The sequence below is a fragment of the Paraburkholderia sp. JHI2823 genome (genome assembly GCF_038900695.1).
Classification (GTDB): Bacteria; Pseudomonadota; Gammaproteobacteria; order Burkholderiales; family Burkholderiaceae; genus Paraburkholderia; species Paraburkholderia mimosarum.
This window is the reverse complement of record NZ_JAYMRY010000047.1, coordinates 1-16,480: the sequence shown is the minus strand read 5'-3', so window position 1 is coordinate 16,480 and position 16,480 is coordinate 1. Positions and strand designations below refer to the sequence as shown.

The 16,480-nt window shown below is 62.0% G+C and carries 15 protein-coding genes and 1 pseudogene; 10 read left to right on the top strand and 6 right to left on the bottom strand.

Translation table 11 applies throughout. From position 1 onward, the window contains the following. Positions 1-201 precede the first annotated feature (201 nt). Together VSR34_RS32485 and VSR34_RS32480 are read left to right on the top strand one after the other, a co-directional pair. On the top strand, positions 202-1,107 hold the full coding sequence (locus VSR34_RS32485; protein WP_342964556.1) for a trypsin-like peptidase domain-containing protein: 906 nt from the start codon (positions 202-204) through the stop codon (positions 1,105-1,107). Between the two features lie 18 nt (positions 1,108-1,125). Further along, entirely contained in the window at positions 1,126-1,794 is a 669-nt protein-coding gene (locus tag VSR34_RS32480; protein WP_036019429.1) for a response regulator transcription factor, read from the top strand. Positions 1,795-1,823: 29 nt separating this feature from the next. Here VSR34_RS32480 and VSR34_RS32475 read toward each other — a convergent pair whose 3' ends face one another. Further along, the gene (locus VSR34_RS32475) at positions 1,824-3,368 is read right to left on the bottom strand and encodes a PAS domain-containing methyl-accepting chemotaxis protein (RefSeq protein ID WP_028230998.1); all 1,545 of its coding nucleotides are present in this window, start codon (positions 3,366-3,368) and stop codon (positions 1,824-1,826) included. 436 nt (positions 3,369-3,804) lie between these two features. Further along, positions 3,805-4,311 carry a GNAT family N-acetyltransferase gene (locus VSR34_RS32470; RefSeq protein ID WP_042289726.1) on the bottom strand — a complete coding sequence of 169 codons (507 nt, stop codon included), beginning with the start codon at positions 4,309-4,311 and terminating at the stop codon, positions 3,805-3,807. A gap of 230 nt (positions 4,312-4,541) precedes the next feature. Between VSR34_RS32470 and VSR34_RS32465 the strand changes: the two genes are divergently transcribed. Next, positions 4,542-5,810, top strand: coding sequence for an FAD-binding oxidoreductase (locus VSR34_RS32465; protein WP_342964546.1), 1,269 nt, complete (start codon positions 4,542-4,544; stop codon positions 5,808-5,810). Positions 5,811-5,895: 85 nt separating this feature from the next. On the opposite strand, the gene VSR34_RS32460 is transcribed toward VSR34_RS32465, so the two are convergent. Continuing rightward, complete coding sequence (locus VSR34_RS32460; protein ID WP_342964545.1) at positions 5,896-6,717, bottom strand: DUF4377 domain-containing protein; 822 nt, start codon at positions 6,715-6,717, stop codon at positions 5,896-5,898. A 391-nt stretch (positions 6,718-7,108) separates the two neighbouring features. Here VSR34_RS32460 and VSR34_RS32455 point away from each other — a divergent pair, with 391 nt between their 5' ends. Next, on the top strand, positions 7,109-8,374 hold the full coding sequence (locus VSR34_RS32455; protein WP_028230995.1) for a phosphatidylserine decarboxylase family protein: 1,266 nt from the start codon (positions 7,109-7,111) through the stop codon (positions 8,372-8,374). A gap of 498 nt (positions 8,375-8,872) precedes the next feature. After that, complete coding sequence (locus tag VSR34_RS32450) at positions 8,873-9,295, top strand: CBS domain-containing protein (RefSeq protein WP_028230994.1); 423 nt, start codon at positions 8,873-8,875, stop codon at positions 9,293-9,295. Between the two features lie 66 nt (positions 9,296-9,361). Here the strand turns inward: VSR34_RS32450 and VSR34_RS32445 are convergent, their stop codons facing one another. Continuing rightward, entirely contained in the window at positions 9,362-9,856 is a 495-nt protein-coding gene (locus tag VSR34_RS32445; RefSeq protein WP_342964544.1) for a phage protein NinX family protein, read from the bottom strand. Between the two features lie 146 nt (positions 9,857-10,002). Here VSR34_RS32445 and VSR34_RS32440 point away from each other — a divergent pair, with 146 nt between their 5' ends. Beyond that, positions 10,003-10,878 (top strand): manganese catalase family protein, encoded by an 876-nt coding sequence (locus tag VSR34_RS32440; protein WP_028230993.1) that lies wholly within the window; start codon positions 10,003-10,005, stop codon positions 10,876-10,878. 39 nt (positions 10,879-10,917) lie between these two features. Then, the gene (locus tag VSR34_RS32435; RefSeq protein WP_244145355.1) at positions 10,918-11,070 is read left to right on the top strand and encodes a DUF892 family protein; all 153 of its coding nucleotides are present in this window, start codon (positions 10,918-10,920) and stop codon (positions 11,068-11,070) included. 368 nt (positions 11,071-11,438) lie between these two features. Here VSR34_RS32435 and VSR34_RS32430 read toward each other — a convergent pair whose 3' ends face one another. Next, positions 11,439-11,588, bottom strand: a complete 150-nt coding sequence (locus VSR34_RS32430; protein ID WP_154671249.1) for a hypothetical protein — start codon at positions 11,586-11,588, stop codon at positions 11,439-11,441. A 317-nt stretch (positions 11,589-11,905) separates the two neighbouring features. Beyond that, positions 11,906-13,444 carry a methyl-accepting chemotaxis protein gene (locus VSR34_RS32425; protein ID WP_342964543.1) on the bottom strand — a complete coding sequence of 513 codons (1,539 nt, stop codon included), beginning with the start codon at positions 13,442-13,444 and terminating at the stop codon, positions 11,906-11,908. 291 nt (positions 13,445-13,735) lie between these two features. Here VSR34_RS32425 and VSR34_RS32420 point away from each other — a divergent pair, with 291 nt between their 5' ends. From VSR34_RS32420 to VSR34_RS32410, 3 genes and pseudogenes are all read left to right on the top strand, one after another. Beyond that, positions 13,736-14,122 (top strand): hypothetical protein, encoded by a 387-nt coding sequence (locus VSR34_RS32420; RefSeq protein WP_342964542.1) that lies wholly within the window; start codon positions 13,736-13,738, stop codon positions 14,120-14,122. A gap of 37 nt (positions 14,123-14,159) precedes the next feature. Then, on the top strand, positions 14,160-15,335 hold the full coding sequence (locus tag VSR34_RS32415) for a porin (protein ID WP_342964541.1): 1,176 nt from the start codon (positions 14,160-14,162) through the stop codon (positions 15,333-15,335). Positions 15,336-15,791: 456 nt separating this feature from the next. After that, positions 15,792-16,480: pseudogene (locus VSR34_RS32410) on the top strand (hypothetical protein); the annotation flags it as partial.

Here is a 16,480-nt window from a genome sequence, read left to right as displayed (position 1 = left end):
ACTCCTGAGCGCAATGCCGAATTTGGGCAAACGCGCCATCTAGTGGGGCGCGAGCCTGGTGTTTTCTCGCGTTGACCTGGCGTACGAATGGCCCCGACTACCCATTCGGGTGGTGCGCGGTGCGCGTCGTTCTGTCATTGTGAATCCGCAAACGGCAGGAGACTGGAAATGGAAACGACATCATCGAGCGGAAAATCCTTGATGGAGCTATCGGACCACCTGGCCGACATTGCGGCGCGAGTCGGGCCGAGTGTCGTGGCAATACATGGGCGGCACCGCATGCCGTCGAGTGGGGTAATCTGGCGCCACGGTGTCGTGGTGACGGCTGCGCATACGATCAGGCGTGAGGACGGAATCGAGGTCACGCTGACCGACGGCCGTACGGTTGCCGCTGTCCTCGCAGGGCTGGATCCGGGCACCGATGTCGCCGTGCTGAAAGTGGACGGCGTGGAACTGGCGCCGGTCGCGCCTGGCGATGCCCGCTCACTGAAGCCGGGCCACCTGGCGCTCGCCGTCGCGCGTACGGACGCACTCGGCATCAGCACGGATTTCGGCGTGATTGGCAGCGCGGCCGGTCCCTGGCGCACGTGGCGAGGCGGGTACATCGACGCGTTCGTACGTCTGGACGGCGGTCTGCGCCCAGGTTTCTCCGGGGCCGCCCTCGTGGATATGCGCGGGCAGGTTGTTGGCATCTGCACGTCGGCGCTGATGCGCGGCGCCGGCATCGTGATTCCGGATACGACAGTCGAGCGCGTCGCCGAGGAGTTGTTGGCCAAAGGGCGCGTGTCGCGTGGCTATCTTGGGGTCGGCACGCAGCAGGTCAGCCTGCCGGGCGCGTGGGTGAACAAGATGAACCTGTCGTTCAGCAGCGGATTGCTGATCAGTTCGCTTGCGCCGGCCGGTCCTGCGGAGCAGGCGGGCGTGCTCATCGGCGATGTGCTGATCGAACTGGATGGCAAAGCTTGCCGCGACATCGACGACCTGCATGCCGCGCTCGGCTCGGCAAGCATTGGACAGCAGTTGCCAATCGCGCTGATCCGGGGGGGCGAACGCCACGCGTGTGTGGTAACCGTGGGCGAACGCCCTCAGCGGAATTCGTGCAGGTAAGGATCTCGCGGCAGCGAAATGTCGAACGGACAGAGGGTAGGCATGGGGCCGGTGCGGGTCGCGGTGATCGCGGCATCGTCGCAGGGGCGCGCAGATCTGCAAACGATTATCGACGCGCACCCGGCGCTCGCTTTCGTGGACAGCGCAGCCGATGCCGATGCGCTCGCCGAAAACCTCGCCGGTTCCGTGCCCGATGTGCTCCTCATCGACAACGAACCCGGTGCGGGCGACGTGCTCAAGGCGCTATTCGAACTGGGGCAAGCGCCGCCGGCGCTGGTCCTGTTGCTCGACGACCCGGATAGCGACTGGGTGCTCGAGGCGATGCCCGGCGAGGCGTCGGCGATGCTGTCGCGCAACGCGACGCCGGCTGAAATCGTCGCGGCCATCGAAGCCGTCGCTGCGGGGCTGTGCGTGCTGTCGCCCGATATCGTCGCAAGGCGCTTTGCCGGACGAAAGCCGTTGCGCCAGACGTCATCCGGCGGTCCGTTCGAAGCCTTGACGTTACGAGAGATCGAAGTGCTGGCGATGCTCGCCGACGGGCTCGGCAACAAGGAGATCGCGCGGCAACTCGACATCTCGGACAACACGGTGAAATCGCACCTGTCCTCCATCTTCGGCAAGCTCGGCGCGACCAATCGCACCGAAGCGGTGATGCTCGGCATGCGGCGCGGGTTCATCATGGTCTAGATGGGACGTTGAGCCCGGTTGCTGCTTCTTCAGCGAAACACACTCACAGCCTTCACCAGATGCATTGCCTGCTGCTTGAGGCTGTCGGAAGCAGCGGAACTCTGCTCCACCAGCGCGGCGTTCTGCTGGGTAATGTTGTCGAGATCGCTCACCGCGTGATCGATCTGCGTGACGCCGCTGCTCTGTTCTTCGGTGGCAGAGCGGATCTCGGCGATAAGGTCCGTCACCCGTGTCACCTGCATGACAATATCATCCATCGTCTTGCCGGCTTCGTCGACAAGAGTGGACCCGGCCTCGACCGTTTCGACGCTTGCTCCGATCAGATTCTTGATCTCCCTGGCGGCAGCCGCACTGCGCTGCGCGAGCGCGCGTACTTCTCCTGCAACGACCGCGAATCCTCTTCCCTGGTCGCCGGCACGTGCTGCCTCGACGGCGGCATTGAGCGCGAGAATATTGGTCTGGAACGCAATGCCGTCGATAACGCTAGTGATGTCGGCGATCTTGTGCGAGCTCTCTGTGATCGCGTTCATCGTGTTGACGACCTGGGAAACCGCCTTTCCGCCTCTGGCTGCCGCATCGCTCGCGTTGCCGGCCAGGGCGTTGGCCTGCAGCGCCGTGTCCGCATTGCTCTTTACGGTCGCCGTCATCTGTGCCATCGAGGATGCGGTCTCCTGCACGTTCGAGGCGGCCTGCTCGGTGCGCCGGCTGAGATCGCTATTGCCCTGGGCGATCTCGCTGATCGCACGCTCCACGTTGAGGACCTGCTCGCTCACATCATCGATCAGCCAGCGGAACATCAGGCCGAGCTGGCTAATTGTCCGCAAGGTCATACCGATTTCATCCACGCGGTCCATCAGTACCGCTGTCTGGCTCTCGCCTGAGGCAACGCGCAACGCCTGTTCGAAGACCTGTTCGAGTGGACGTGAAATCTGGCGTTCGAGCCACAGCGAAGCGACCACCGAGACGACCAGCGAGACGGCAGCGAATGCTGCAAGCGCAGGCCCGTTCAGGCCGAGCAGCCAGCCCGCCAACATCATGGCCGGTGCCACCACCAGCAGTGCCGAACGGATGCGCCACCTGGCCGGCATCGTTTTGAATGCAGACGCCCATCGCATCAGGCCCGTGCGAACAATCAGACCCTTGTGGAATCGACGATTGTTTGCTTTTCCCTCCCGGAACTCGCGATACAGGGACTCTGCGGCTGCAATCTCGTCGCGTGGCGGCTTGGTCCGTACCGACATGTAACCGACGGGCCGACCGTTGCGCACCACCGGCGTCGCGTTGGCGCGAACCCAATAGTGGTCACCGTTCTTGCGCCGGTTTTTCACCAGTGCGGTCCACGGCTCGCCACCCTGGAGCGTCGCCCACATATCCGCGAAGGCCTCCTTCGGCATGTCCGGGTGCCTGACCACGTTATGGGGCTGGCCCACGATTTCTTCGTTTGAAAAGCCACTCACCTGGACGAACGTGGCGTTGGCGTAGGTAATGTGACTCTGAGCGTCGGTCGTCGACATCAAGGTCGCATTGTCCGGAAGCTCGAATTCGTGCTGCGTCACCGGCTGGTTGTTGCGCATCAATGCCCCCTGTTAAAGACCGTCTGAATTGTCTTTTCGATCGCAGCGATTGGCCGCGGACGACTCGTCCCTTGCGGAATGATTTTCAATATCCGGGCGTTGTTGAATTGGTTTATTTAGTAATGCGAATGACAATTTTATTAAGGCTGCAAGTGTCACGTAGATTTGTCCACGTCGCATTCTATACGCATGGCATTATCATGCAATGAGATTGTTAACACCATATTATGCCAATGCCATGACTAGTATTAAGGGTTTACCCTGGTGGTTGGCGCTCGGCGCGGCTGATTTCTCGATCTCACATGTCCAAACAGCGAACGGCTCGGTGAGCCGGTTAGCACCGATGCCTGATGTAGGCGACGAGCGGCAAAGACCCTGCCTCGATGCGAATGTCGCGAAACGGAAATCGGAGTTCCTACGGAAGGTGTTCAGGCAGTCAGCGACCGTTCTTCCATTCCATTTTCTGCAAAGTGATCGCGGGCTGACCGGATAACGCTTCCCATTCGGGCAAGAACACGAAACCATGCCGCCGATAGAGACCCACAGCGTTTGTGTTGTCCGGCGAAACCTTCAGCACGACTCTTCGATGTCCGCGTCCAATCGCGCGCGCCTGAATTGCAGCGACCAGGCGATCTCCAATTCCCATTCCCCGGCAGTTCGGGGCAACCCACATGGCAATCAGGTTGTATTCGTGGGAGCGATTGATCGCGTCGCCGATAAGACCGACTGCGCGCCCTTGTTCGATGGCTAGCAGATATTGCGGCTGCGTCCGTTCCGAAGCGCAGTCGCGCCATTGCTGCTCGCTATACGCGGCCGCGGTGGCGTAGTTCAGGCCGAAAGCCGCAGGGCTGTCAAGCAGCGCGGCAAGGAGGATCGCCTTTAAGGTTTGCCAGTCTTCTTCCGTGGCGGCGCGAACTAGAACAGGGCTCGACTCTATGGACATCGGGGTTCTCGTGAGTGGGAGGCAATCGACTTTCGAATCACTTCCCGGATCGATTTTCGGTGATTTGAGCAGTCAAGTCGATGAGCGACTGGCATGTACATTGCCCGGACGAATCCGGATCCTGCCGTCCGCGCGCTTGTCGATGACTCTCGCCTCGCGATATTCGAGTACAGTTCCAGTTCGTCTTCGTCGCACGAGTCGATCTTGTCACTTCGAAATCCCCGAATTGCATGAGCAACTACTACGAATCCACCGTTTCTCGCCGTCACTATGGGCAACTGACCGGCAAGGCGGACGCCCAGGTCTGCATCGTCGGAGGCGGCCTCGCCGGGTTGAACACCGCGCTCGGGCTCGTTGAGCGAAGTGTGCGCGACGTCGTCGTGCTCGACGCCGAACGCGTTGGCTTTGGCGCGTCGGGTCGTAATGGCGGCTTCGTCTTCGGCGGTTACAGCCTCGACAATGCCGACTTGCTGAGCAGGCTCGGTCACGACAGGGCACGCTACCTATACCGGCTCACGGTCGACGCGGTGGAACTGATTCGCGCGCGCATCGCACGCTATGGAATCGACTGCGAGATCGTCGACCGAGGCGTCGTACTCGCGAACTGGTTCGACGATCCTTCGCGGCTCGACGCCATCCGCACGCTGATGAAGCGCGACTTCGGGGTCGACTGGGAGCCGGTCGCAAAGGACGTGTTGCGAGCACAGTTGAAGACCTCGCGTTATCACGGTGGCCTCTTCGAGCCCAACGCTTTTCACTTTCATCCCCTGAAATACGTGCTCGGTGTTGCGAACGCCGCCGAACAAGGCGGCGCGCGAGTGTACGAGCAATCTCCGGTGCGTGCGATCGAGCGGGATGGTGCGGGGTACGTCGTGCGCACGCCGCACGGCAGCGTGTCCGCCAAGGATGTCGTATTCGCCGGCGGAGGCTACGCTCGCGGCGTCGCCCCGCGCATCGAGCGCGCGATCTTGCCGATCGCTACTTACGTGATCGCAACCGAGCCGCTTGGCGCGCGCCTGGCCGATGCGATCGACGCGCCGTATGCGGTCTACGACACGCGTTTCGCGTTCGATTATTATCGTCCGCTGCAGGACACGCGCGTCCTTTGGGGTGGCCGGATCTCGGTGCTCGACCGCGGTCCGGAAGCCATCGTGCGACTGCTCAGGCGCGATCTTGCACGCGTGTATCCGCAACTGGCCGATGTGAAGATCGACCACGCGTGGGGCGGCTTGATGAGCTATGCCCGGCACAAAATGCCGCAAATCGGCCGCGATGCCGAAGGCGTCTGGCATGCGATCGCATTCGGCGGCCACGGCATGGCGCCCACGACGGTCGCGGGCGAGGTGCTAGCCGATGCCTTGGCGCTGGACGTGCCCGTGCCGGAAGGTTTTTCGGCGTTCAGCCTGAGCCGCACGTTCGGAATCGCGGGCCTCGCCGCCGCGCAACTGACATACAGCGCCTTCCAGGCGCGCGACGCTCTCGCGGCATACCGCCGCTGAGCCCCGCAGCCGCCTGTTTCGAAGCCGCGTGGCTTTTCCTGGCGTGCGTTCGGCACCTGGCCGCGAGGCGATTCGCGAAGCCCGCCTAGTTCCCGACCTGTTGCGATTCAATCACGAGGTCGAGCACGTAGGCCACGGAGGGTCCGTCGGCGGGCGGATTTTTGACGCTGTAACGCTTTACGCGCAGCACATTGCGGATTCCAGGAGTGTGGGAATAGCCCTCGATATCCTGATCCAGCGGCCGCCATTCACCGGGTGTTCCGCTCGGCAAACCCTGCTCGTCGAAGTGGCGTTCGCGTACCAGCAAACACTTCTTGTCAGGAATCAGCGGATTTTTGCACGGTACGGTCTGTGCGGCGACTTCGAGGAATCCTGTTTCACCGGGGCCGCCGAAACGCGTCTCGGCAGTGGGCACGCCGGTGAAGGTCAGCATATCGCCAGTTTCGGTTACGAGTTGCATGCGCGGGGTGTTATCGCGCGTCAGCAGGTTCACACCGAGGCTGCCACGCAGGCGCTGCGCAATCGCATCGTCGAGCGCGGCGCGAGCCGCATCGGGGCAGGCCATGCTGGTGCTCATCATCGGTCCGAGCTGCAATTGTCCTTTCTTGACGCTGAAACTGGCGCTCATGTCGTTGCAGCTATTGATTACGATTAACCGGTCAGCGGTGAAGTCTAGCTGCACGGGTTCTTCCGCCCCGACGAACAGCGCGTCGATGCGCATGCCTTTGCTATCGAATGCGTCTTTGAGTTGCCAGTGGTACTGACCGAGCACACCGGACCCGGTCGTCGATGCCGCGCCCGCAGTGGCATCGGGCGAATTCATTGATGATCGAACCGGGCTTCCTGCGTCAGGGAGAGGCGAGCAGGCAGCGAGGGCGAACGGCAGCAACAGCAGGTGAATTTTCACGGCGGTACCTCTGTTCATTCGATGGATGTTTCAGGCGGCTCATCGCGTTGAAAACATTCGGCAAGGTAATCTGATCGCCTACATCCGGACATGATAGGGCAACCGTCGGAACTGGCGATCGTGAGTATCCAGGCGCGCGCTCTGGCGGCGTTCCAGCGCCAACGGATCGTTCGACGTCCGCAAACGAACCGTTCCGTACAACACGGGATCCCGGTCCGGCATAGCGCTTGCGGCGCATTTCGCGCAATGCGCAGTAGCCGGTTGTTAGCCGCTTGTGCCCCGCGAGCAGACCGAGGTACGGCTGCCTGAGGCTCGGCGCGGGGCGCCGTCAGGCGAGGAGGGCGGCTCGCGCATGGGGTCTCCTCTCCAGGACGCACGGGAGCACATCGACATGAGCGACACGGCCAAAGACGCCGCCGCCCGCAGGCGGCTCGGGAACTGGATGCCGGACAAGGAGGAACAGGCGGCAGCTTTCCGTCTGGAGATCGCTGCGCGTGCGCGCGAACGTCGCGCACACACGGCGCGCTCCAGCGTCGTTCTGGACCTCGGCAGGCTGATCGAAGGCGATCCGATCCTCCGGATGAACCTGTGTCGTTCGATCGATGAAGCCGTTGCGCGAGGCAAACAGCTCGGATATTCAAACGTCGATGAACTGCTCGATATCATCGATTATCTGACGACATTCAGCCCGCCATTTAGCGAAACCGCGCCGATTGCGACCCCGATGAATGCCATCCTGGAATGGCCGATGTGCATGCCCTCCGGCTATGCGGTATTTCGCGATCCGGCGTTCAACGCCCAGCTCCGGCGAGTGCTCTCGACATGGTCCGCTTTTCTGGGCGGCCCGCGTTCCCGAACCTGGCTTGTCGAAGACGAGCCGAACGGGTGGTTCTGCAAGGCCGCTCTCGCGAAGCTCGGAATGGAAGACTTCGTCCACGATCGGTCGCGCGAGCACTGGGGATTCGATTCATGGAATGCTTTTTTCACGCGCCATCTGCGACCTGGTGCGAGGCCGGTTGCGTCGCCCGATGACAACCAGGTGATCGTGAACTCGTGCGAAGCGTCGCCGTTCGAGGTCCGTGGAGACGTCAAGCTGGTCGACCATTTCTGGATTAAATCGCAGCCCTATTCGTTGCGTGAGATGCTGACGTCGAGCGACGAAGCCCTTGCGCGCAAATTCGTTGGCGGGACCGTTTATCAGGGGTATCTCAGTGCCAACAATTATCATCGCTGGCATGCGCCGGTGGACGGCAAGATCGTCGAGGCGTACAACGTCGACGGCACCTATTATTCCGACGCCGAATCCGAGGGAGAGGATCCCGGCGGACTGAACGATTCGCAGGGCTATACGACTGCGATCGCCGCCCGGGCGGTGATCGTCATCGACAGTATCAATCCCGTAATCGGGGAGATGGCATGCGTTTTCGTGGGAATGGCCGAGGTCTCCTCGTGCCAGATCGTCGTGCGCCCCGGTGACGACGTTCGCAAGGGAGACGAACTGGGCTTTTTCCAGTTCGGCGGTAGCACATACTGTCTGCTTTTCCAGCCGGGCGTCATCGAGCGCTTCGTTCCGCAGCCTCCGTGGCACGATGACGTCCCACCGCTTCGGGTCAACTCCGCTCTCGCCTATGCACGCAAGAACGCCCGTACCGTTTGAGTAAGCGGACGCGGGTGCCACTGTGGCGGCACGGTCAGCCGGCCCGGCCGCGTTCGTTACCGCGGTGCGTTCGGTCATCGATGATCCGCGCTGTATGTCGCCTCGTGCTGCGGCGACAAGGGCGGTCCCCAGCGAACGATGCAGCTCGCGTCCGTTTCGGTGATGCAATCGCAATGGGTCACGCATGCTTGCGTACCCGCGCCAGGCACGAACGCTGCGCATTTCGGTGAGCGCCAGAGCCGGAGTCGTCGCCGTTGCCGGGAACCGGACGGCGGATCTGGGCCAACCCACTGCGACGCATTCCGATGCTTTTCCATTGTGTACTCGAGCGGTGTGCAACCCCATGAAGATCGCGCAGGTCTCCACGCTTTATGAGAACGTGCCGCCGCGAGCGTACGGCGGGAGAGAACGAGTCTTTCGTCAGAGCGCATGTCGCGCGTGTACGCCGACCTCGTACGCGAACACAACTGCGCCACCCGCAATTCGAAGGAGACTGCCATGAAGACCGTAGCAGACGTGATGACGCGCGATGTGATTTCAATCGGATCGAACGATACGATTCGCCAGGCGGCGATGATGATGGCCGACTTGAAGGTTGGTTCATTGCCGGTTTGCGATGGGGAAAAACTGGTGGGCACGGTCACCGACCGCGATATCGCAGTGCGTGGGGTCGCCTCCGGCGTCGAGCCCGTGGCACCCGTCATTGAGATCGCGACTCGCCATGTTCAGTGCTGCCGGGAAGACGACGATCTCGACGCCGTGAAGCAAAAGATGGCGAGCAGCCGGATTCGGCGCGTGCCCGTTGTCGACGGGGAAAATCGCCTCGTAGGCATCGTGTCGCTGGGTGACCTCTCGATGGCCGACGGTGACGCGGGAGAAACCTTGAAGGCGGTTTCGTCACCGTCCAGGCCCGCTCGCTGACCGGCCGCGCGCTGCAGGCGGCTGCGCCGACTTTCGTTGGCTCACTCTCGCAGGATCGATGAGCGGTCACTGACGCGGGAGCGATCGAATATCTCCGCGTTCGCCCTCCGGAGCCGGCGTTGCGCCGCGAGTCAGTCCAATGACGGGCTCGGCCAGGCTCGCTCCGTCCGGCCGCGCTCTGCCGCCAAGGTTCGCGCCAACGTGATCGCCGAAACGGCTTTTCACGAAGGCGCGCAGGAGCGCTTCGCGTGCCGAAATCCCATCGGCCTCGAAATTACCTGTACTTCCTGCAAACTCTGCAACGCAGTGAACTGCGCTCGCGGCATTGACGTCGATCTGCAATCGCCTTGTCCTGTCTAGCACGAGTGACGCCGCCGCCCAGGAGGAAGAGGGCGCGAATCGCCCGTTCCAGTCCCCGCCGCGGTCATATCCCTTGATAAAAACGCTGCCGGGGTCATCGGCGAAGGATATTTCGCTCGCGCATTCATGCAGTGCGCGGGCCACCCAGTAGTCCAATTCGGCGCCCGCCAGTTTCGACACAGACGTAGAAACCAGCATCATGGTCTCGAAGATCGTTGATGCCGCCACGATATCGAGGCGGCGATTCGCTAGCCGTGCGCAATTGCGGTACCCGTCGTTTTCCGCGACGCCAACTCCTGGAACGCGCGATGCGCTGTGGGCCACGCAGGTCTTTCAAGGAGAATCCCATGTTCATGCATAACAAGCGGCTTCAGTACACCGTGCGCGTGTCGTCAACGCATCCAGGCCTCGCCAATCTGATGCTCGAGCAGTTCGGAGGGCCGCAAGGCGAACTTGCTGCCGCCATGCGCTACTTCACGCAGGCCGTTGGCGACGAGGACCCGGGCCGCAAGGACCTGCTGTTCGACATCGCCACCGAAGAACTCAGCCACCTGGAGATCATCGGTTCGATCGTCGCAATGCTCAACCGCGGCGCGAAAGGCGAGTTGGCCGAAGCCGTGGATGGTCAGGCCGAGCTTTATCGGAAGCTCAACGGCGCGGGCAACGACAGTCACGTCACACAGCTGCTTTTTGGCGGCGGGCCGCCACTCACGAATTCGGGCGGCGTGCCGTGGACGGCGGCCTATATCGACACCATCGGCGACCCCACCGCCGACTTGCGCTCGAATATCGCCGCCGAAGCGCGCGCAAAGATCATCTACGAACGGCTCATGAACGTAACGGACGACCCGGGCGTAAGAGAGGCGCTGGGCTTTCTGATGACACGTGAGGTCTCGCATCAGAAGTCATTCGAAAAGGCGCTTTATTCGATTTCGCCGAACTTCCCGCCTGGCAAGCGTCCGCCGGTTCCCGAATATGCGAGCGTCTACTACAAGATGTCGCAAGGTGACGAGACGGTGGCGGCGCCATGGAACAGCGGACATGGCCTCGGCATCCGGCCGGGCGAGCCGGCCGTGGACGGCGGCGATGGAGAGGCATCGGTCTCGCTGGATGGTTCGCAAAGCTCGGCGCTGCAGGCGATGACGCAGCGACTCGCGTCGGACCCGACGAGCGATCCTGAGACCGGCGCGGAACTCGGCGAAGGCCCCAGGCAGCTCGAGTGATGCGGGCGCCCCATTTGCGCGCGGATGATGAGCGGCTATGTGTCCGAGAATGTCGAAATCGCGGCCTACACCGCCCTGATTGCGGCGGCACAGGCGGCCGGCGACCCAGAAACAAGCGCCGCATGCGAGCGCATCTTGCCGCAGGAAATCGCGATGGCGAAGTGGCTGCTCGACCATCTCCCGGACACGTGACGAAATTCGTCGCGCGCTCGGCGTCAGACCGCGACGACGCCAAACGTTGATCGAGGGGTGGCAAAGAGGAGGCGGCGCGCCGCCTCCCTGAGAATTTTGGCCACCAGCGTGTGAGTGGGGGTCGAGATTTGCCTCGCGATGCAGGCGGTTGGGGCACATCGAGCACGCTCGGCTCGATGGGGCAGGCCTTCTCATGCAAAGGATTTCCGCGCGATCTCGCGTAGCCGTTCGCATGCCTATCCAATTCGCATTTTTTTCTCTACTGTGCCAAACGCACACGTTTCGAACAGACCCGGACCGCCGCGCGCCCACTATACTCCGCTCGTCCCAACGGTCGAGCCAACCGCTGAAGACGCGGGGCGGACCGCTCATCGCCGCAGCGCTTGCCCGACAAACGAATTACGGCGTTCAAACAAAAAGTCATGTTTCGCGAGGGAACCGGCATGGCGATCGATGAAACCAATCTTTGCCCGTCCTGCAGGCTGCTGCAAAGCCACCCCGATTTCGACGTCACCCACTACCTCCTCGAGGTTGGGCAGTCGATTCAAAGCGGTAGTGAGCGAATTCAGGACTTCATGTGTCCGGGCTGTGGGGCCAGGTGGTGTCAGTCTCGCGATAGCGAACGAAGCAACCGGTTCCACTGGACGCTTCGTTGAAGGACCACCGGGCGCCCACAATCGACAAGGCGCGTCGAATGCACTGGCTTGCGTTATCGCGTGCCTGAAATACGCGTGAACCGGGCGTGCGCGTCGTCACGCGAATTCGCGCGTCGACACTAGAGGTCTCGGGGCGGAGTGCTTGTTGACCGCAGCCGCTGTCCAGCGTGCGGCCATCGCTAGCGGTTTTCCAGTTTGAACACCTCCACCGAGTTGCGCAGTGCCTCGGCCTGTTCAGCCATCGATTGGGCGGCCGCAGCGGCCTCTTCAACGAGCGCGGCGTTCTGTTGCGTTACCTGATCCATCTGGCTGACAGCCTGATTGACCTGCTCGATGCCCGTGCTTTGCTCATGCGACGCCGCGGAGATTTCGCTCATGATGTCCGTCACGCGTTTGACGGACTGAACGACTTCCTGGATCGTGTTGCCGGCTTTTTCAACGAGTTGCGAGCCGACATCCACGCGCTCCACCGAGTCGCTGATGAGTTGCTTGACCTCGCGAGCGGCCGTCGCGCTGCGTTGCGCGAGCGTGCGGACCTCGCCGGCCACCACGGCAAAGCCGCGACCCTGCTCGCCGGCACGGGCCGCCTCGACTGCCGCATTGAGCGCGAGAATGTTGGTCTGAAACGCGATGCCCTCGATCACGCTGACGATATCGGCGACCCTGGCGGAACTATCGGAAATCTCGCGCATGGTCTCGACCACGCGGCCAACTTCTTCTCCGCCGCGTTCTGCGACCGCCGATGCGGTGCTCGCAAGCGCGCTGGCCTGGTGAGCATTGTCCTCGTTCTGCCGGACCGTCGCGGTCAGTTCTTCCATGCTCGATGCCGTTTCCTCGAGCGAGGCCGCTTGCGCTTCCGTGCGCCGCGAGAGGTCGGTGTTTCCCGCCGCTACCTGCCCGGTGGCGGCCGCGATTGACAAGCCTGCGTGCTTGACTCCGCCGACGAGCGTCGCCAGCCTGGCGATTGCGCGGTTCACGGACTCGGCCAGATCGCCGAGTTCGTCGCGGCGTTGCACGTCTATCTGGATACGCAGGTCACCCTGCGCCAAAGCATGTGCACCGTCGACCACCAGCAGCAAGGGGCGAACGATTGAACGCGTCACCGCCGTGCACAGTGCCAACGCCACGACGAATGCCAGTGCCGCCGCCGCCCAGAGCATCGCACGCGCCGTGTCGTAGGCATCGCGCGTGTCTTTCGCGGCGCTGTCCATCAAGCCATGGACCAGATTCAAGAACTCGTCTTGCTGCTGCAAAAGGGCGGTTCGTTGAGGTCTCGCATTCACGAGCGTTGCTCGCACCGCTGCAACATCGTGGGCCGCCAATTGGGCGTAAGCCGGCTTCAATGCTTCACGATAGCGCTCACGCGCCTGAACCATGCGGTCGAAGAGAGCGTGGCCCGACGCCGTGGTGAGCAGCGGTGGAATGGCCTGATAGATCGAGTCAACCTTCTCGTCCATGGCCTGCTCCTGTTCGAGCGCGGCTTGTTGCGCTTCAGGTGTGGGTTCGTCGAGCGCTACGTAGAGCAAGACCGTCCGTCTAAGCGTCCCTTCTCGAATCTGGTTCACGAGCTTCAGCTCTTCGGCACGAACGCCGACGATGGTTTGTGTCGTTGCGCTCATGCGCGCCATCTGCGCTGTGGCTGTCAAGCAGATCGCGAACAGGAAAGCCAGGACCACACCGAATGTGATCATCAGTCGTGCACCTATCTTGAGCTTCATGCTTCATCACCTGTCTTGAGTTCGCGAGAGAATGGGTTGGGCTTATGGCGGCGATCCCCGGCCGTGCGTCAGCGTGCACCACGAAAGCGGCGCTCGCGTGCATGGCGCGTTGATGCGCGAAGCGTGGTGCGAGGATGCTTGCCGGGGAAATGACTCGCATCTGCTTGACGTCTTTCGTATTTCGGCTGGGATCGCTCGAAAGTTCATGGCGCTAGCTGGAAGAGACCTTTCTGAAAAGTGGTCTTATTCATTGCGCGACTCTATGGTAATTCTCCGGACAGCTATTTCCATGTGCTGAAACTGTTCGCGACCTCGGTTCATGTGGCTTTGTGGCTGGCTTGTCTCAATGCTTTTTTTATCGGATTCTTCATTTGTTATATTTGCACTCCTGATCATGATCATCGTTGGTCTCATAGATTCCTGGCCTCCGTGGCGAGGACGCTTTCCTCAAAAACCAGTCGAGCCCATGAATCAGTGCGATTCATCGAGAATCTGGAAAAGATCATTCCTGTAAGTTTAATAATAAAAAACAGTCTTGTTAATCCGTGGCTTGAGCGCCATTCAGCCGAAATCGCCGCTTGGCAAACAAGCAACAATGTCGAACAGACGCTATGCGTCAAAATTGCGGCAGCCTATTATCCCGCCGACGGTTTTATCGCGTTGCTCGAACAGAACTGATCGAGCCGCAAAGAATTAATCACGCTTGGGGTAAAAAATGAAGAAGGTCGCAATTTCCGGTGCTGTGGGTGCACTGTTCGCTGTCGCAGCCACATCGGCGTTCGCTCAGAGTTCGGTTACGTTGTACGGTCTGGTCGACAACGCCATTCGCTATCAGACGAATGCCGCTGCCGGCGGAAGTGATCAGGTCTCGATGACCTCCGGGCCGGAAACTCATAGCCGCTGGGGTTTGAGGGGCTCTGAAGATCTGGGCGACGGCCTTTCTGCTGTCTTCCGGCTCGAAAACGGCTTCGAAGCATTCAATGGACAACTCCACGAGTCCAACACGATCTTCAGCCGGCAGGCCTACGTGGGGCTGTCGAGCAACAAGTGGGGCTCGCTGACCTTCGGCAGGCAGTATGCGCCGGCCTACGATACGTTGGGGGACGTCTTCGATCCGCTGACCGTGGGCAACTACTGGCAAAACAGCTGGATGTACAACGGCGTCGGCAGCTACCTGACCGTCAACAACTCGGTCAAGTACAAGGGTACCTTCGACAATCTGTCGATCGATGCGCTGTACGGCTTCGGCAACCAGCCGGGTTCGGTGGGACTTGGCGCTACCTACGCCGTGGAATTGACCTATGCGTATGGTCCCGCGCAACTCAACGTCGGTTTCCAGCAGGTTTCGGTACCGACGTCGGCGACAGGCTCATCGGTGGGCAACAATATCGGCAGCGCGATCAATGGCGGCAAGAACACGTTCTATCACGTCAGCGGCGCCTATCAGCTCAACCAGGATATCCGCCTGCTGGCCGGCTGGTTGCACGGGCAGGATCAGACTGGCTTGACCGACTACAACATGCAACAAGGGGGCGCGCCGGCACTGCATGGCTTCAGCCGTAACCGTATCGACGATACGTACTATGTTGGCGCGAACTGGCAAGCAACCGCTCCGCTGCTGTTTACGTTTGCGTACTACTACGGGCAGACGCGCAACGCGCTTCTGCTCGATGGCAGCCTCGGGCGAGGCACCAACCAGTCGGCGACCGTGCTTGCCGAGTACTCGTTCTCGAAGCACACGGAAGTTTACGGAATCGCCGACTGGGCACGCGGCACGGGCGCCTTCTCTGCCGACTATCCTGGCGGTGTGGACGCCAACAACAAGGCGACCAACAACATTGGCCGCACCAACCAGTTGGGCCTGGCAGTCGGTCTGCGCAAGATGTTCTAACGCGTCTCATGCCCTCTGACGCGCTGCGTGTCTGAGGGCTCGCGCCGGCGCAATCGCGTCGGCCCATATCTGTCGGGCTCCTGGTGCAAACGGGGGCTCGGCTGCGAAAGCCCTTGGCTGTCGTTGTCTCCAAAGTAGGGGAGGCCGCGACGCGTTTGCTCGTCGGAACGCCTCGCGCATGAAGCGTCGATGCGACGCCTCGCGCGCGATTTTGTCGATCGCGACATTGACGTAATTTTGATCGGCTATCATCCGGGAAAACCCGGACCACCCGCCTCGCGTCCTACCCTCGACGCAGATTGGGCGTAGCCCGGGACCACGCCTCACCGGGCGCGCGCCAGACCGGAGATCCCGGAAGGCGTGCGCATCAGGTGTCCACCCCAACGCCGGGCTGCTCTGCCCGGACATCGGCCACGGCCACAAGCCCGGAGCCGACACGCACGGATATCGTCGACCATGATCGCCGCCGCTTGCTCACGCGCGTTCCAACGCGCACTTGTCGAGGACCCCGAATTCGCGCGCCTGCGCGGTGCCGCGCGCTCGACGCTCGCTTGTCTGCTCACGGCGGGCGTGGGCGTGTCCTGGGCGCTGCACCATCACGAAACGCCGACGCTTGCCGTACCTGGCGCGTTGTTCGCGATGATTGCGCCTTTATTTCTGCGCGAAGCGCGCTGGTCGAGCTGGCTCATCTCGATACTTGTTCTCTATGTGTGCACCTGCGCCTCGTTTGCCGGTGCCGCCGCGCTCGCCTCGCAGCCCGCGCTGCGTGACGCCGGGGCGCTGCTCGTCGTGTTTCTGGGCATCTTGTGCCAATCGCTCGGCGCTCGCGCGGTGGGCGCAGCGATGCTCACGCTGGTGTCGTTCTACCTCGGCCTGTATCTGCATCCTTCACACACGCGGCTGATGACAATGCTGACCGCCATGGCGATGGCTCCTTTCATCGTCGCATTCGTCGGGCGCGTCGTCATCCCGGTGGCGCGGGGCGGTGCGCCGGCGCCGTCGTTCATGCGCGCGTTGCCCCACACCCTGGCGGCTGCGACGGCGTGGGGCCGCGCAGCCATCCATGATGTCGCCGACCTCCTCGTGACCGGACGCCCGACCGGGCGGCCCCTCTCCACCGTGCTCGCGCACCGGCTCCACCGGCT

What these genes read in the sequence shown, in the direction of transcription:
- VSR34_RS32485 (WP_342964556.1), top strand. Translation starts at nt 202, where the DNA reads ATGGAGCTATCGGACCACCTGGCCGACATTGCGGCGCGAGTCGGGCCG.
- VSR34_RS32480 (WP_036019429.1), top strand. Translation starts at nt 1,126, where the DNA reads ATGTCGAACGGACAGAGGGTAGGCATGGGGCCGGTGCGGGTCGCGGTG.
- VSR34_RS32475 (WP_028230998.1), bottom strand. Translation starts at nt 3,368, where the DNA reads ATGCGCAACAACCAGCCGGTGACGCAGCACGAATTCGAGCTTCCGGAC.
- VSR34_RS32470 (WP_042289726.1), bottom strand. Translation starts at nt 4,311, where the DNA reads ATGTCCATAGAGTCGAGCCCTGTTCTAGTTCGCGCCGCCACGGAAGAA.
- VSR34_RS32465 (WP_342964546.1), top strand. Translation starts at nt 4,542, where the DNA reads ATGAGCAACTACTACGAATCCACCGTTTCTCGCCGTCACTATGGGCAA.
- VSR34_RS32455 (WP_028230995.1), top strand. Translation starts at nt 7,109, where the DNA reads ATGAGCGACACGGCCAAAGACGCCGCCGCCCGCAGGCGGCTCGGGAAC.
- VSR34_RS32450 (WP_028230994.1), top strand. Translation starts at nt 8,873, where the DNA reads ATGAAGACCGTAGCAGACGTGATGACGCGCGATGTGATTTCAATCGGA.
- VSR34_RS32445 (WP_342964544.1), bottom strand. Translation starts at nt 9,856, where the DNA reads ATGATGCTGGTTTCTACGTCTGTGTCGAAACTGGCGGGCGCCGAATTG.
- VSR34_RS32440 (WP_028230993.1), top strand. Translation starts at nt 10,003, where the DNA reads ATGTTCATGCATAACAAGCGGCTTCAGTACACCGTGCGCGTGTCGTCA.
- VSR34_RS32425 (WP_342964543.1), bottom strand. Translation starts at nt 13,444, where the DNA reads ATGAAGCTCAAGATAGGTGCACGACTGATGATCACATTCGGTGTGGTC.
- VSR34_RS32415 (WP_342964541.1), top strand. Translation starts at nt 14,160, where the DNA reads ATGAAGAAGGTCGCAATTTCCGGTGCTGTGGGTGCACTGTTCGCTGTC.